This is a genomic window from Klebsiella planticola (genome assembly GCF_000783935.2).
Classification (GTDB): Bacteria; Pseudomonadota; Gammaproteobacteria; order Enterobacterales; family Enterobacteriaceae; genus Klebsiella; species Klebsiella planticola.
Window position 1 is genome coordinate 3687705 of record NZ_CP026047.1, and the last position, 16210, is coordinate 3703914.

Annotated in this window: 14 protein-coding genes; 8 read left to right on the forward strand and 6 right to left on the reverse strand. The window is 58.9% G+C overall.

Annotation, left to right across the window (positions count from 1 at the left end; translation table 11 throughout):
- Positions 1-9 precede the first annotated feature (9 nt).
- From MC50_RS17705 to MC50_RS17730, 6 genes are all read left to right on the forward strand, one after another.
- The gene (locus MC50_RS17705) at positions 10-675 is read left to right on the forward strand and encodes an amino acid ABC transporter permease (protein ID WP_032688444.1); all 666 of its coding nucleotides are present in this window, start codon (positions 10-12) and stop codon (positions 673-675) included.
- A complete protein-coding gene (locus MC50_RS17710) occupies positions 675-1331 on the forward strand; it encodes an amino acid ABC transporter permease (RefSeq protein WP_032688617.1) in 657 nt (218 codons plus the stop codon). The genes MC50_RS17705 and MC50_RS17710 overlap by 1 nt, the downstream gene beginning before the upstream one ends.
- Positions 1312-2049 (forward strand): amino acid ABC transporter ATP-binding protein, encoded by a 738-nt coding sequence (locus MC50_RS17715; RefSeq protein WP_004860340.1) that lies wholly within the window; start codon positions 1312-1314, stop codon positions 2047-2049. Before MC50_RS17710 ends, MC50_RS17715 begins: the two co-directional genes overlap by 20 nt.
- Positions 2050-2064: 15 nt before the next feature.
- Entirely contained in the window at positions 2065-3306 is a 1242-nt protein-coding gene (locus tag MC50_RS17720) for a pyridoxal-phosphate-dependent aminotransferase family protein (RefSeq protein WP_032695698.1), read from the forward strand.
- Positions 3303-4565: an allantoate amidohydrolase gene (hpxK, locus tag MC50_RS17725; protein ID WP_047664587.1), complete on the forward strand. Its 1263-nt coding sequence runs from the start codon at positions 3303-3305 to the stop codon at positions 4563-4565. Before MC50_RS17720 ends, hpxK begins: the two co-directional genes overlap by 4 nt.
- A 337-nt stretch (positions 4566-4902) precedes the next feature.
- Positions 4903-5808, forward strand: a complete 906-nt coding sequence (locus tag MC50_RS17730) for a GGDEF domain-containing protein (protein ID WP_032688616.1) — start codon at positions 4903-4905, stop codon at positions 5806-5808.
- Positions 5809-5816: 8 nt separating this feature from the next.
- Here MC50_RS17730 and MC50_RS17735 read toward each other — a convergent pair whose 3' ends face one another.
- The gene (locus MC50_RS17735) at positions 5817-6650 is read right to left on the reverse strand and encodes an AraC family transcriptional regulator (RefSeq protein ID WP_047664590.1); all 834 of its coding nucleotides are present in this window, start codon (positions 6648-6650) and stop codon (positions 5817-5819) included.
- Between the two features lie 250 nt (positions 6651-6900).
- Between MC50_RS17735 and MC50_RS17740 the strand changes: the two genes are divergently transcribed.
- Positions 6901-7668 (forward strand): phytanoyl-CoA dioxygenase family protein, encoded by a 768-nt coding sequence (locus tag MC50_RS17740; protein WP_032688440.1) that lies wholly within the window; start codon positions 6901-6903, stop codon positions 7666-7668.
- Positions 7669-8324: 656 nt separating this feature from the next.
- Here the strand turns inward: MC50_RS17740 and MC50_RS17745 are convergent.
- From MC50_RS17745 to MC50_RS17765, 5 genes are all read right to left on the reverse strand, one after another.
- Positions 8325-8666, reverse strand: a complete 342-nt coding sequence (locus MC50_RS17745; protein ID WP_032688439.1) for a PTS fructose-like transporter subunit IIB — start codon at positions 8664-8666, stop codon at positions 8325-8327.
- Between the two features lie 15 nt (positions 8667-8681).
- Complete coding sequence (locus MC50_RS17750) at positions 8682-9557, reverse strand: [formate-C-acetyltransferase]-activating enzyme (RefSeq protein ID WP_047664593.1); 876 nt, start codon at positions 9555-9557, stop codon at positions 8682-8684.
- Complete coding sequence (locus MC50_RS17755) at positions 9523-11820, reverse strand: formate C-acetyltransferase (RefSeq protein ID WP_047664596.1); 2298 nt, start codon at positions 11818-11820, stop codon at positions 9523-9525. Before MC50_RS17755 ends, MC50_RS17750 begins: the two co-directional genes overlap by 35 nt.
- 139 nt (positions 11821-11959) lie before the next feature.
- Positions 11960-12280: a PTS fructose-like transporter subunit IIB gene (locus MC50_RS17760; RefSeq protein ID WP_032688436.1), complete on the reverse strand. Its 321-nt coding sequence runs from the start codon at positions 12278-12280 to the stop codon at positions 11960-11962.
- 20 nt (positions 12281-12300) lie between these two features.
- A complete protein-coding gene (locus MC50_RS17765) occupies positions 12301-13377 on the reverse strand; it encodes a PTS fructose transporter subunit EIIC (RefSeq protein ID WP_032695703.1) in 1077 nt (358 codons plus the stop codon).
- A 308-nt stretch (positions 13378-13685) separates the two neighbouring features.
- Between MC50_RS17765 and ptsP the strand changes: the two genes are divergently transcribed.
- Entirely contained in the window at positions 13686-16187 is a 2502-nt protein-coding gene (gene ptsP, locus MC50_RS17770) for a phosphoenolpyruvate--protein phosphotransferase (RefSeq protein WP_047664599.1), read from the forward strand.
- The last annotated feature ends 23 nt before the right edge of the window (positions 16188-16210 follow it).

Below are 16210 nucleotides of genomic sequence, written 5' to 3' on the forward strand. Positions count from 1 at the left end.
GGCCAGTGAATGACGGAACAACTTCATTTTTCTGCGCTCTGGCCGCACTGGCCGGAGCTGCTGGCGGGACTGTGGGTGACGGTTCAGCTGACGGTACTGGCGACGGTCGGCGGCCTGGCTATCGGCATCTTCGGCGCCGCTATTCGTAGCGGGCGGCCATCCTGGTTCAGCCGTTTGTGGGGCGGCTACGTGGAGCTTATCCGCAATACGCCGTTTGTGGTTCAGCTGTTCTTTATCGTCTTCGGTCTGCCTAACCTCGGGCTGAAGATGACGGCAGGCGAAGCCGCGCTGCTGGCGATGGTGGTCAACCTTGGCGCCTACAGCACCGAGATCGTTCGCGCCGGGATCCAGGTGACGCCAAAAGGCCAGTGGGAGGCCGGGCGTGTGCTGGGGCTGAGCCGCACGCAGACTTTTATTCGGGTGGTGTTGCCGCCGGCGCTGCAGCGGATTTACCCGGCGCTGGTCAGTCAGTGCATTATCGTGATGCTGGGATCGTCGGTAGTGTCGCAGGTCTCTTATGAAGAGCTGACCTTTGCCGCCAACCTGATCCAGTCGCGGACGTTTCTGAGCTTTGAGGTCTATCTGGTGACGACGGGGATCTACTTAGTGCTTTCGATAACCATGCGTCAGCTGCTGATGGCGGCAGGGCGAAAATGGCTGGGGGTGCAGGCATGATGGTCACCTTTACTGACTGGGATATTATTCGCAATCTGCTGCTGGCCGGCCGCTGGACGGTGCTGCTGTCGCTGGTGGCGTTTATTGGCGGCGCGCTGGTGACGTTGCCGCTGCTGCTGCTGCGCCTCACCGGCGGACGCCAGGTTAAGCGCCTGATTCGCGGCTATATCGAGCTGTTTCAGGGGACGCCGCTGCTGATGCAGCTGTTTCTGGCCTTCTTCGGCGTGGCGCTGTTCGGCATTGACGTCTCGCCGTGGACCGCCGCGTCGCTGGCGCTGACCTTCTACACCAGCGCCTTTTTACTCGATATCTGGTTCGGCAGCATTCGCGCGTTGCCGAAAGGGCAGTGGGAAGCTTCGCGCTGTCTGGGCCTCAGTTTCGCCCAGACCTTGTTTCGCGTCATTGCGCCGCAGGCGCTGCGTATCGCCATTGCGCCCACCGTAGGGTTTGCGGTGCAGGTGGTGAAAGGCACCGCGCTGGCGTCGATTATCGGCTTCGTCGAACTGACCAAAGCTGGCACGATGCTGACCAACGTGACCTATCAGCCGTTTAAAGTCTTTGCGCTGGTGGCGCTGGGCTACTTCATTCTGTGCTACCCGCTGTCCCGCTACAGCCGCTATCTGGAGAATAAATTCAATGCCTCTCATCACCATTAATCAGATGCAGAAGTACTACGGCGACAACCACGTGCTCAAAGGTGTCGATCTGGACATCGAGATGGGCGAGGTCATTTCGATTATTGGCCGTAGCGGCTCGGGGAAAAGCACGCTGCTGCGCTGCATCAACGGGCTGGAAGGGTATCAGGACGGCAGCATTAAGCTGGGCGGCATGACCATTACCGACCGCGATTCGCAGGCCCGCGAGATCAGCCGTTCCGTCGGGATGGTGTTCCAGAATTTTAACCTGTTTCCGCACATGACCGCGCTGGAGAACGTGATGCTGGCGCCGCGACGGGTGCTGAAAAAAAGCGCCGCCGAATGTCGTGAGCTGGCGCAGCGGATGCTGGAGAAGGTCGGCCTTGGCGATCGGCTGGACTATTATCCCTCGAGCCTCTCCGGCGGCCAGCAGCAGCGGGTGGCGATTGCCCGCGCGCTGGCGATGTCGCCAAAAGTGTTACTGTGTGACGAGATTACCTCGGCGCTGGATCCGGAACTGGTGGGCGAAGTGCTCAAGGTTCTCGAGCAGCTGGCTGCCGAGGGAATGACGCTGATTCTCGTCACCCATGAAATGAATTTTGCCCGTGAAGTGGGCGATCGGGTGGTGTTTATGCATCAGGGACGGGTCTGGGAGCAGGGTGACAGTAAAACGCTGTTTGCCAACCCGCAGACCAATGAACTGAAGCAGTTTATCTCCTCCGTTCGCGGCCTGAATTAATCAAAGGACTCTAAAATGGATATCGCTCAATTTTCGCAACTCAACCCGCCGCCGCGCCTGCTGATGGGGCCGGGGCCGATTAACGCCGACCCGCGCGTGCTGCGCGCCATGTCGAGCCAGCTGATTGGTCAGTACGATCCGGCGATGACCCACTATATGAATGAGGTTATGGCGCTGTACCGCGGGGTGTTCCGGACCGAAAATCGCTGGACGATGCTGGTGGACGGCACCTCGCGCGCGGGAATCGAAGCGATTCTGGTGTCGGCTATTCGCCCTGGCGATAAGGTGCTGGTGCCGGTATTTGGCCGCTTCGGCCATCTGCTGTGCGAAATCGCCCGCCGCTGTCGCGCCGAGGTTCACACTATCGAGGTACCGTGGGGCGAAGTCTTCACCCCCGATCGGGTTGAAGACGCCATCAAACGCGTGCGTCCGCGCCTGCTGCTGACGGTGCAGGGCGACACCTCGACCACCATGCTCCAGCCGCTGGCGGAGCTGGGCGATATCTGTCGCCGTCACGAGGTGCTGTTTTACACCGACGCTACCGCCTCGCTGGCCGGCAATGCCCTGGAGACCGATGCCTGGGGGCTGGATGCGGTATCCGCAGGGATGCAGAAATGCCTCGGCGGCCCGTCCGGTACCTCGCCGATTACCCTCAGCGCGCGCATGGAGGAGGTGATTCGCCGCCGCAAATGCGTGGAGGAGGGCATTCGTACCGACGCCCATCTTGATGGCGTGGATGAGATGGTTTACTCCAACTACTTCGACCTCGGCATGGTGATGGACTACTGGGGGCCGGAGCGCCTGAATCACCACACCGAGGCCACATCGGCGCTGTTTGGCGCTCGCGAATGCGCGCGACTGATCCTGCAGGAGGGGCTGGATCGGGGGATCGCCCGACATAAGCTGCATGGCGATGCGCTGCTCAAAGGCATTCAGGCGATGGGGCTGGAGACCTTTGGCGACCTGAAACATAAGATGAACAATGTGCTCGGAGTGGTGATTCCGCAGGGCATCAACGGTGACCAGGTACGGAAGCTAATGCTGGAAGATTTCGGCATTGAGATCGGCACCTCCTTTGGCCCGCTGCATGGCAAAGTGTGGCGCATCGGCACCATGGGCTATAACGCGCGGAAAGATTGCGTGCTGACCACGCTCAGCGCTCTGGAGTCGGTACTGAATTACCTGAAATTCTCTACCACCCAGGGAGCGGCGATGCAGGCGGCGTGGGATCACTATTGCAGCGAGAGTGCGCGATGAATCAATCAACACGCCAGCAGGCGGAGATGATGGCGGCCGCGGAGCGGGTGATGGCCCGCGCCGATGAGCTGGCCGCGATCAGCGAAACGGCAGAAGGGCTGACCCGGGTGTATCTCTCGCCGCAGCATTTGCAGGCCAATCAGCAGGTGGCGCGCTGGATGACGCAGGCGGGAATGACCGTCTGGCAGGATAGCGTCGGGAACATCTGCGGGCGTTATGAAGGCGAGCAGGAGGGGGCGCCGGCAATTCTGCTGGGATCTCATCTGGATACGGTACGCAATGCCGGGCGCTATGACGGCATGCTGGGAGTGCTTACGGCGATTGACGTGGTGGAAAACCTGCATCGGCAGGGGCTTCGCCTGGCGAAAGCGATAGAGATTGTCGGTTTCTGCGATGAAGAAGGGACCCGTTTTGGCATCACGTTGCTGGGCAGTCGCGGCCTGACGGGAAGCTGGCCGGAGAGCTGGCTGGCGCAGACCGATGCTCAGGGGATCAGCGTGGCGCAGGCGATGGCACAGGCCGGACTTGATCCTGCGCGAGTCGGCCTGGCGGCGCGTCCGACGGCGGATATCGCCGGCTATCTCGAGCTGCACATTGAGCAGGGGCCGTGCCTTGAGCAAGCGGAGCTGGCGCTCGGCGTGGTGGAGGCCATCAACGGCGCCCGCCGCCTGAACTGCCGTTTTACCGGCGAAGCGGGCCACGCCGGAACGGTACCGATGAGCCAGCGTCGGGATGCGCTGGCCGCCGCCGCCGAATGGATGGTCCTCATTGAGACGACAACCCGGCAGCACGGGGGAAACCTGGTGGCTACGGTGGGGACGCTGCGCTGCGCCCCGGGCGCGGTTAACGTCATTCCCGGCGAGGTGGCGCTGACTCTGGATATTCGCGGCCCGCAGGATGGTCCGCTCGACGCGCTGCTCACCATGCTGCTGGATGCCGCGCTGGCGATAGCCGCCCGTCGCCATCTGCGCTTTGCCGCCGAAGCGTTCTACCACATCGCCGCGACCGCCTGCGATCGGCGGCTACAGGCGGTGTTGACGCAAGCCGTCACCGAGGTTCAGGGGCGCTCGCTGTCCCTGCCGAGCGGCGCCGGGCACGATGCGATCGCCATCGCCGAACGTTGGCCGGTAGGCATGCTGTTTGTGCGCTGCAAAGGCGGCGTCAGCCACCACCCGGCGGAATCCGTTACCTGCCAGGATGTGGCGTTGGCTATTGCGGCGTTTCGCCGCGCGACGCGGGCGCTGGCCGAAAACGCATAAGCCGTCCCGCGCGGTCGCACTAGCGGCTTCTTCTGCGCCGGCGCCGCGCTGAGGGCCGCTGATCGGCGGCTGATTGACCGAAGTGACGGGCTATTTTTACCCGAAAGTAGCACAAAGTGCTAAATATGCGGATGATGAACTCTATACCATCCGCGGCACTGACCTCGTCGCCATGGATTGGTAGTCAGTTGGAATCATTCCGCGGGGTCAGTCTGCTCTTCTTGTTAAGCATCGATGACGCCTTTAACCCTCAGATAATCATCATTTTTATTCGCTGAAAATTCCCCGACTGTTATGCTACTTGTGAAAAGATATGCTGCTGACGAGAGACATGCCGATGCTGAATTCAGAACAGAGTATTAATATACAGACGCAGTCCTCCCGTTCCGGGATGAATCTTTTCTCCGCATTACTGATAATTATCGCCGTTTCCGCATTGTGTATTGTGATTTCGAAACCATTAGGTCCCTGGGACGTTATCTTCGCCAACGCCGGGCTGTATATTGATCTGTTAGCCTTATTGTTCCTGGTGTTTATGTTATGGATTTCGGCAAAAGTCAGAATGAGTTATGTCGCGGTAAACTGGGTGCGCTACGGGCTGTTGCTCTGGATAGCCGGCTGTACCTTTGATGTAATGGACGAAATATTTGTCCAGCCGAAATGGATGGGCTATTACTGCGAAGATCTGCTCCGTCTTTCCGGCATGCTGTTGACGACCATCGGTATCTACAAAATTATCGAGCGTATTAACGTGCTGTACGTCGACGCGCGTTCTCAATCGTTAAAAGACGAGCTTACTCAACTGCCTAACCGGCGTTTTTTCATTGATACCATCCGGGAAAAACAGGGCCACCAGCTGGCGCTGATGATTCTGGATATTGATTTTTTCAAGAACATCAATGATACCTACGGCCATCTGGTGGGCGATGAGGTGCTATTTGCGTTGGGTAAACAGCTGGCAAAATTAACCAGCGATAAAATTCTGCCGGCCCGGATTGGCGGCGAAGAGTTTGCCATTATTGTTGACGGGATGCCGGCCGAAGAGGTGCGCAACCTGGCGCAGTCCATTCTGGAGAATGTCCGCTCCATTCTGATTAATCATGATTATCCGCTGTCGGTCAGCATTGGCGTCGGCATGCGTGAAAAAGGTGAAGCGCAGGATGCGTTTATTAAGAAGGTGGATGAAGCGCTCTACCAGGCGAAACATAACGGCCGTGGACGCGTCGAGTGGGCCACATCCTGAGGCCGCCGCTATCCCTGCTGCGCGCTGCGACAATGGCGGCGATATTCAGAAGGGGAGCGTTCGGTATAGCGTTTAAACACCCGGCAAAAATAGTTACTGTCGACAAAACCGCAGTTATGGGCAATCTCTTTGACTTTTAAATCGTAACCCCGCAGCAGCTTTTTGGCCTGCTCGAGCCGGACGCGGGTCAGGTATTCGTTAAAGCCGACGGAACCCGACTTCTGAAAAATGTGCGACAGGTAGTTGGGGGTGATATGAAAACGTTTCGCCACCGATTCGCGGGTTAACGGCTGGCTGAGATGCTCTTCCAGATAATCCTGTACCGCCATAAACAGGTCGCGGCTACGGCTGACCCGCATCTCCAGGCCGACCAGCTGTTCAAGGCAGTGGCTCAGCAGCGCCGACACCACCAGCCGGGCGGTGACCGGGTCTGGCTGCAGACATATTTCGTTCAGCGCCAGCAGCAGATAAGAGCCCACGCGCGGTCCCAGGCGAGCGACGCTCTGTTTCTCCGTTCGCAGCCGTTTACCGTCCCAGTGCTGGATGCAAAACCCCAGCTTTTGCCTGCCAAATAAAATACTTAAGGTCGATGCCTGACCGGTCCACTGCGGACAGGTCCATTTTCCCGCCTGAACATAAAGCACCTGTGATGTCGACAGCACCATATCGGACAAGGGTAAACCGTTCTCCCGCAGCTCCCCCTCCAGCACAATTTCCAGACGCGGAAACGCGACCTGATAGGCCAGTTCCGGGACAGAAATATCCGGTTCCGGGAACCTGACCAGCAGCCTGTCCTTCTGATTGACCAGACGATTTAAAATACCCGGCAGATCTTCAATCATCCCTTCACCCCGAGAGCGAACTGTTATCCTGTTGAATATAATCTATTTAATACCCGCAGATCTCTTTTAGATCGCCCGATTGAGCGCCCGGAGCCGGCCTGCGGCCGCCCGAAGCTCAGAGTTTGATGATCATCACACTTTGTCTCCCCGCGTACGGATGTCCAGTTTTTCGTAGGAATCGCCTCATGTTTTTCCCCTGGCCGACGATTAGAGTTTATTTCGTGTTATCGAAAGGTTAAGGAAAGGAAATATGGAACATCAATCTGCTGTCTATCTGGATGCCCTCGGCGCCAACATCGCCTTATCCGCCAAAATGAAACAGGAGCTGGATACGCTTGGCTATACCGTGGTGCATCATCTGGCCGACCCGGCATGGCTAGCGGCGATGCGCGAGCTCATCGATGCGCTTGTCGAGAGCGAGGGAGATAACCTGGCCATGGAACACCATCAGGAGGCGACCGCGACGCGTATTGCCAATCTGGTGAATAAAGGGGTGATTTGGGAGAAGGTGTGGTCCCATCCGCTGGTGCTGTCGGCCTGCCGCTATATTTTTCAGGGCGACTTTAAAGTGTCCAGCCTGAATGCGCGCGAGGCGCTGGTTAACGGCGGCCACCAGCCTCTACATGCCGACTGGAAAAAACCGCGTCCCGATTTTCCCAAAGTGCATCTGGTCAATACCATTTGGGCAATCGATGATTTGAGCGCCGAGAATGGCGCCCCGCGAATTATTCCCGGTACGCATCTGCGTCCGGAACTGCCCGAAGAGGTCCTGAGCGACCCTGAACTGCCGCACCCGGATGAGGTGGTGTTTGCCGCCCCGGCGGGGAGCGTGATGATTTATAACGCGCATACCTGGCACGGCGGAACCTGCAATATCACCGGCAGCAGAAGACGGGTGCTGCACGGTTTATACATTGACCGCCAGGACAGCGCGCAGCAGGACCAGCGGCTCTGGTTAAAGCCGGAAACCGCCAGCCGCCTGACGCCGGCGCAAAAATGGCTGCTGGATGTGGAGTAACCCGGTGCGCCGTGGTGTCCGTTTTTTGCCAGGTGGCGGCTACGCCTTACCTGGCCTACGAAACGGTTGCTTCCTGGCGGCGGGGTAAATCCCTTGCCCGGCTACGGTGTGCACCGGCTGTCGCCCCGGTAAGCGTAGCGTCACCGGGGAGAGGCTCCCGGGCAGTGGGGTAAATCCCTTGTCCGGGCTACGGTGTGCACCGGCTGTAGCCCCGGTAAGCGTAGCGCCAGCGGGGAGAGACTCCCGGGCAGCGGGGTAAATCCCTTGTCCGGGCTACGGTGTGCACCGGTTGTCGCCCCGGTAAGCGTAGCGCCAGCGGGGAGAGGCTCCCGGGCAGCGGGGTAAATCCCTTGTCCGGGCTACGGTGCGCACCGGCTGTAGCCCCGGTAAGCGTAGCGCCACCGGGGAGAGATTCCCTGGCGGCGGGGTAAATCCCTTGCCCGGCTACGGTGTGGCACCGGCTGTCGCCCCGGTAAGCGTAGCGCCAGAGGGGAGAGACTCCCGGGCAGTGGGGTAAATCCCTTGCCGGGGCTACGGTGTGCACCGGCTGTAGCCCCGGTAAGCGTAGCGCCACCGGGGAGAGGCTCCCGGGCGACAACCCGGCAGACGCTAGCGGTTCGTCTTCCCTGGGAGGCAGTGGAATGAGCAGGCCGTTCTCAGGGGATATCTAAATAAACGATCGGCTTTTTCATGATGCTTTTTACCGCTTCAGCGATGTGCTGCGGCTGGAGTAAAAACGTTTTGATGCTGGTTTTAATCGTACGCTGACCGCAAAAGCGCCTGGCGTCGTCGATTTCAATATCCGTGACCAGCAGGACGACATCGGCCTGGGCAATATCGTCGGGGGTAATTTTATTCTCAATCCCCAGCGCGCCCTGGGTTTCGATTTTGATCTGCCACTTTTCGTGGTGGCCGACTTTTTGTAAACGTTCCGCCGCCATATAGGTATGGGCCACGCCGCTCACACAGGCCGTGACCGCAACGATCTTGAGAACCATAGCATCCTCCGGGCATTAGCCACCGACAGTTACGCGAAAACCAGCTTGTTCAGCCATGAGAGTGAATCGGTTCATTTCTGCTGCCGATGGCGCACCGACCTTTGCCATCGCCCATCTCTTGCCCAACAGCGAGTATTTCGGCTCGCCATATTGGTGAAACGGCAGCAGGTGAATGTCAGACAGGGCAAACGGCGCCAGGAAGGAGAGAATCTGGCTGAAGTTCTTTTCACACAGGGTAAAGCCGGGAATGAGCGGCACTCTGGGAATGACGTGAATGCCATTTTCCACCAGCCGGCGGAAATTTTCCAGCACCCGGGGGAGATCCATGGCGAGCTGCTCTCTGGCCTGCCCGGGATCCATGATTTTCAGATCAAACAGCACTTCGTCGCACGCCTGGGCAAGAGGGTAGACGCGGCTGAAGGCGGCGTCGCCCGCCGTTTCTATCGCCGTGTGGATCCCCCACTGGCGCAACGCGCGTAAGAAGCGGGTGGCAAACCCGGCCTGCATTAACACCTCTCCGCCCGATAGTGTGACGCCGCCGCCCGAGGCGCGAAAAAAGATCTCATCTTTCAGCACCTCTTTGAGCAATGCTTCCTGAGTGACATCGCGGCCAATCTGCTCCCATGCACCGGAAGGGCACTCTTCGACGTCCCGCTGGCAGTGCGCGCAGTGGAGACAGCGGCTTTCCCGGCGCACGGTTTCAATTTTGGGCGAGAGGGATTCCGGGTTGGCACACCACGGGCAGGTGTGTGGGCAACCTTTAAAAAAGACGACGGTTCTGATCCCCTGGCCATCGTTGAGCGAGTAGCGCTGGAGATTGAAAATGCGCGCCCGGTCGGCGCGCGTCTCGATAACGTCACAGTTGATGCGTGGTGCGGTGGATAATGTCATCCTGGATCTCCTTCGATAACTCCACAAAGAAGGCGCTGTAGCCGGCGACGCGTACCACCAGGCCGGCGAAATCCTGAGGGTGCTGCTGCGCTTCCCGCAGCGTCTGTGCGTTGACCACGTTAAACTGGATATGCTGTAGCTTCAGGCTGGTGAAAGCCTGTAAGAAATCGGCCAGCTTGTTGAGCCCGCTCTCTCCGCTCAGGGTCGCCGGGGTGAACTTAACGTTCAGCAGCGTGCCATTGGAGAGCAGGTAGTTATCCAGCTTGCTGACCGATTTCAGGACCGCCGTTGGCCCCTGAGAATCCTGGCCGACCATCGGCGACAGACCGCCATCGGCTAACTGCTCGCCGGCCAGGCGGCCATCCGGGGTTGCGCCGACCACTGAGCCGAGCGGGACGTGTGCCGAGACGGTATACGAACCGGGGGTGAAATGCCCGCCGCGCGGGTTGCGGTACTGCTCAACCTCTTTACAGTAAAAGCGCAACAGGTCGGCGCTGATATTGTCCACCTCATCGATATCGTTGCCATATTTTTCAAAGCGGTGAACCAGGCGGGCGCGGATTTTCTCGCCTTCCGGCGTCTGGAAATTGGCCTTGAGGACCTGAATCAGCTCGTCGTAGCTCATGCGCTGCTGGTCGAAGACCATCCCCTTGAGCGCATGCAGGGAGTCGCTGAGATTGGCGATACCAATCCCCTGCACGCCGGAGAAGTTGTAGCGCGCGCCGCCTTCGGTGATGTCCTTTCCGTGCAACGCACAATCCTGAATAAACGAGGAGAGCAGGGGAACCGGCGCCTGATCCCGATGGCCGAGGTCGCAAATGTTGCTGCCTTCGACCATCAGCTTGATGTAGTAGCGGGTCTTCTCGCGGATCTGCTGAATCAGCCCGTCCCAGCTGATATCGGGGTTACCTTCGTTCTCCAGCATCACGATTTCCATCACCTTCAGCAGGTTGAACATCGCAATATCGTGCAGCCCATAGGTACGGCCGGGGATGGAGAGTTCGACGCAGCCCACGACGGCATAATCTCGCGCATCCTCCAGCGAGACGCCGCGGTTGAGAAAGGCCGGAACCACCACTTCGTCGTTGAAAATTTGCGGGATCCCGGTGCCTAAGCGGATGGTTTCCGCCGTTTTGTGCAGGAACGGGCGGTCGATCAGTTCGTTGACCCGCACCCCGAGATTGGGCTGCGGTAGACGGACGTTCTGATAGGCATCCAGCGCGAGAAAGGAGAGCACGTTTACCGCGCTGCGCCCGGTCTCGCTCAGGCCGCCGAGCAAGGCGGTATAGCCCGTCGGGAAGCCGGCAAAGTAGCGGGCGCTGCTGGATGAGCGCAGCAGGACGATATCGTTGCACTTGACCCACAGCGATTCCAGCAGCGTTTTCAGGAACGCGGGATCCTCGCCGCGGGTTAACGACGCCTGATAAAACGGCAGCATATACTGGTCAAAACGGCCAAGTGAAATCGAACTGGCGTTGGACTCGTACTGCAGAATGATGTTCATGTACCAGAACAGCTGGCAGGCCTGCCAGAAATCCTCCGGGCGATGCTCGGCGTTATGACGCGAATGAGCGGCAATCGCCTCCAGCTCCTGGCGTCGCTGCGGATCGTTGCAGCGGCGGGCCATGTCAGCGGCGAGGGTGGCGTAACGCAAAATGTGGCGCTGCGAGGCCGCCAGTAAAATCAGCACCGCCTGATAAAAATCGTTCTCCGGATGCTGCCGGGCCAGGGTTTTCATTTCCACCGTCAGCGCCGCCAGTCCTCTATTCAGCAGACGGGGATAATCAATAATGATGTGTCCCTGGCCCTTGTCGGTCTGGTTGATGCTGAAAATCTGCGTGCGTACCGCCGCTTTCACCTCGTCGGTCATCTGTGCGTTAATGACATCTTTCATCGAGCGTTTTTCCCAGTACGGGAACAGCGCTTCACGGTAGATGCGTTTGTCTTCGTCGCTGATGGCGAAGCGATCCTGCGGACGGACCGGGAAGCGATCCAGCTCGTTAAGTAACCAGTAGGGGTCCATCTCGGGGGAGACGATGCCGGCGCGCGGTTTGATTGTCCGGTTGCCGGCAATCAGTTCATCATCACGAATCGAAATCTGTACATGGTCAAGGATCCAGGCGGTGGCCTTCGCCCGACGAATCATCGTCGGCTCACCCTCGGTGCGTTTGTGGCTTTCGGTATAGAGCAGGGCGCGTTCGAGCGAGATTTCCCGGGGGTGAGCGAACAGGCTTGCTATTAAGCGTTGGGTACGATTGGTCATGACAAACTCCATGTGAACGCCCTCTCCACGCGCGGATTGAGGCAATTCGCGACGCGGTTCACGCACGGACTGCCGGTCACGATGACGCTCGTGGAGCGAGGCGCTGAGTCTTGCGCAGCGTCGCTGCGCGTGACGGTATTCAGGCTTTCTGCGAAAGATGGCTGTCGATTTTGTTCATAATGGCGTCAGCCCGCTTCACGGCATCGCTGATATTGACGCGAACGATGGTTTTACCGGCAAAACGCTCTTCACTCTTGATGCCGATATCTTTGGTCAGAATCACGATATCGGCGCTGGCGACATCGTCTGCCGACAGCTCATTCTCAATACCGATGGAGCCCTGGGTCTCCACCTTGACCTGCCAGCCTTTGGCTCTGGCGGCGCTCTCCAGCGACTCCGCTGCCATGTAGGTGTGTGCGACTCCGGACGGGCAGGCGGTAACGGCGATAATCCTGGTCATAAACTCTTCCTTCTGCGGTTTCAGTTAATTTCGAAATCAAGATCCAGTTCGTCATCGGCTTTGGCTGCTGACGCTTTCTTCTTCGTGAGGGCTTTAAGTACGATGACGCAGGCGGCGCTGACAAATGCCCCGACCAGCAGACCGATAATGAACCCGCCTTTACCCTCAACCACCGGCAGGACAATCAGTCCACCCCAGCCGGCGTAGCACTGAACGCCGAGCAGAGCGGTCGTCGCGCAGCCGCTTGCGGCGCCAATCATGATGGACGGGATGACGCGTAGCGGGTCGGCGGCCGCGAAGGGGATTGCGCCTTCCGACACGCCAACGCAGCCCATGACCAGGGCGGCTTTGCCCGTTTCGCGCTCCTCTGGCGTGAAGTATTTGCGCCCCATCAGCGTCGCCAGCCCCATGCCCAGCGGCGGAATGGCGATCCCGACGGCGGCGATAGCCACCACGCTATAAACCCCCTGGGAGACGCAGATCAGCATGAAGGCGTAGGCCACTTTATTGACCGGGCCACCCATGTCGAAAGCCAGCATCAGCCCCATGATGATGGCGAGGAGCACGATACTGCCCTCGCGCATGCCCTGTAGCCAGGTTGTCAGACTGGCGGTGAGCGCGCCAATAGGTTCACCCAGCCCCCACATCATGATCCCGGCCGTAATAAAGGTGCCGATAATGGGGATAACAAAAATGGGCATCACGGAGCGCAGCACTTTGTGGACAGGGATTTTCTTCAGGTAGTAAACCACCAGGCCGCCGATCATCCCGGCGATCAGGGCGCCGAAAAAGCCGGCGCCAAAACTGTTGCCGACCCACGCGCCAATGGCGCACGGGGCCAGCGCCGCACGGTCAGAAATGGAGTAGCCGATATAGGCCGCCAGAAAAGGCACCATCAGGGTCAGTCCGGCGACGCCAATATCAAACAGTTTTTTCAGGTTGGGATCCGTTGCGCCATCGGGCACGGCGCCCTTGCCGTACAGCATGACCGAAACGGCGAGGAGGATCCCGCCGGAGACCACAAAGGGAATCATATGTGAGACGCCGGTCATGAGATGCTGGCGTGTATTTTTTAGTATTTGCACCAGTTCGTTCATTGCTTGCTCCTGAGCGCGCTTGCGCTCGTGACAGTATTGTTGCTTCAACAGTAGGAAAATGGCGGGGGAGAAAACAGTAGAGAAAAAGTGCATTTACTGGATATTTGTAAGGTGCGCGTGAAATTGCGATCCACCTCAAATCTTAAGTGCTACAGGGTCATGTTGCGACAAAAAGAGAGAATTGTGAGGCGGAGCAGAAAAAAGATCTCTGTGTACAATTTTCCAGTAATTCACTCTTTTCTCGCGTAGTCCCTGCCGCGCGCTTTCTTTACCGTTGAGGCAATGATGTCTTGCTCAGGAGAAAGCCAATGGCCCAGGTCATTAAATTCCGTTGTGATTTGCCAAATGGCGTCCACGCCCGTCCCGCCAGTCTGGTGGAAACGCTATGCAATACCTTTTCGTCTTCTGTTGACTGGTGGAATACGCGCAGCGACCTGCGCGGCAATGCGAAAAGCGCACTGGCCATTATTGCAACCAACACGATACGGGGCGACGAGTGTCAGTTAACGATCAGCGGTGAGGATGAGCAGCGGGCGCTTGCTGCGCTGTCGGCATTTATTCAGGATGAATTTCCGCACTGCGATACGCCGTTGCCGGCGGCGGAAAGTATAGAGATACAGCCGGTTCCGCAATCGCTGTCCCGACTGAATCCTGTTTTGTTTCACGGCCGGCCGGTGTGTGCCGGGAGCGCCGGGGGCACGCTCACCCGGCTGAAATCTTTCGATCTGCGCAACCCGGGCCCGCTGCCTGCTGCCGGGAGTATTGAGCATGAGCAGGCGCTGCTGGATCAAGGATTGCTGCTGCTGGTTAAAAATATCGAGCTGCGGCTGCTGGATAACGACGGAACCGCCGGCGCCATTCTGGAGGCGCATCGTTCGCTGGCGACGGATGCTTCTCTACGCCAGCATCTGCTGGGCGGGCTGCTGACCGGCCTGAGCTGTGCTCAGGCGATCGTCGCCAGCGGCGAGCACTTCTGCGCTCAGTTCCACGACTCCGGCAACCGCTATTTACAGGAGCGGGTGCTGGACGTACGCGATGTCTGTTTCCAGCTTCTGCAGCACATCTACGGTGAGTCCCGCTTCCCGGCACCGGGTAAGCTGACCGTCCCGGCGATTTGTCTTGCCGATGAGTTAACGCCCAGCCAGTTTCTTGAGCTGGATAAAACGCTGCTGCAAGGCCTGCTGCTGAGCGGCGGCGGGACCACTTCGCATACCGTGATTCTGGCGCGTTCGTTTAATATTCCGACTCTGGTCGGCGTGGAGATGGCGGCGCTGCTGCCGTGGGTAGGGCAACCGCTATTTATCGACGGCAATGCCGGGCTGGTGGTGGTTAATCCGGATGAAGCGGTGGCGCGCTACTACCAACAGGAGGCCTGGACCGCGGCGCAGTTACGTCGTCAACAGCAGGCGTGGTTTGATAAAGACGGGGTCACAAAAGATGGCCTGCGTCTGGAGGTGGCGGCCAATATTGCCCACTCCGTTGAAGCCGCCGCGGCGTTTGGCAACGGCGCGCAGGCGGTGGGCCTGTTCCGTACCGAAATGCTGTATATGGACCGGCCCGGCGCGCCATCCGAAGATGAACTTTATAATATTTTTTGCCAGGCGCTGGAACCGGCGAACGGCCGCAGCATTATCATTCGCACCATGGATATCGGCGGCGATAAGCCGGTGGCCTATCTCAATATCCCGGCGGAAAACAACCCCTTCCTTGGCTATCGCGCGGTGCGAATTTACGAAGAGTACCAGACGCTGTTCCGCACGCAGCTCAGGGCGATTCTGCGCGCCTCGGCGCACGGCTCGTTGAAAATTATGATTCCGATGATCTCCTCGATGGAAGAGATTCTGTGGGTGAAAGATCAGCTGGCCGAAGCCAGGCAATCCCTGCGCGATGAACATATTCCGTTCGATGAGAAGATCCCGTTTGGCATCATGCTGGAAGTGCCATCGGTGATGTTTATCATCGACCAGTGCTGTGAAGAGATCGATTTCTTCAGTATCGGCAGCAATGACCTGACGCAGTATCTGCTGGCGGTGGATCGTGATAACAGTAAGGTCACGCGCCACTACAACAGCCTCAACCCGGCTTTTTTGCGCGCGCTGGACTACGCCGTGCAGGCGGTACATCGCCAGGGGAAATGGATTGGCCTGTGTGGAGAACTGGGGGCGAAAGGTTCGGTGCTGCCGCTGCTGGTGGGGCTTGGGCTGGATGAACTGAGCATGAGCGCGCCGGCAATACCGGCGACGAAAGCGCGTCTGGCCCGGCTGGATAGCCGGGCCTGTCGCCAGCTGTTGAACCAGGCCATGCAGTGTCGCACCTCGCTGGAGGTGGAACACTTATTGGCCCAGTTCCGCATGGCTCAGCAGGACGCGCCGCTGATTACCACGCAGTGCATTACCTTAAACAGCGACTGGCGCAGTAAAGAAGAGGTGCTGAAAGGCATGACCGACAATCTGCTGCTGGCGGGGCGATGCCGCTACCCGCGTAAGCTGGAGGCCGACCTCTGGGCGCGCGAAGCGGTATTTTCCACCGGGCTGGGCTTCAGCTTTGCTATCCCGCACAGCAAGTCGGAGCATATTGAGCAGTCGACCATCAGCGTGGCTCGCCTGGCACGGCCGGTGGCGTGGGGAGATGACGAAGCGCAATTTGTGATTATGCTGACGCTGAACAAACATGCCGCCGGGGATCAGCATATGCGCATCTTCTCTCGCCTGGCGCGGCGCATTATGCATGAGGCGTTTCGTCACGCGCTGGTCACCGCCGACAGCAGCGAGGCCATCGCCGGGTTATTGCAGCGCGAGCTGGAGCTGTAGTTCCTCCGGCGGTACGGCGCCGG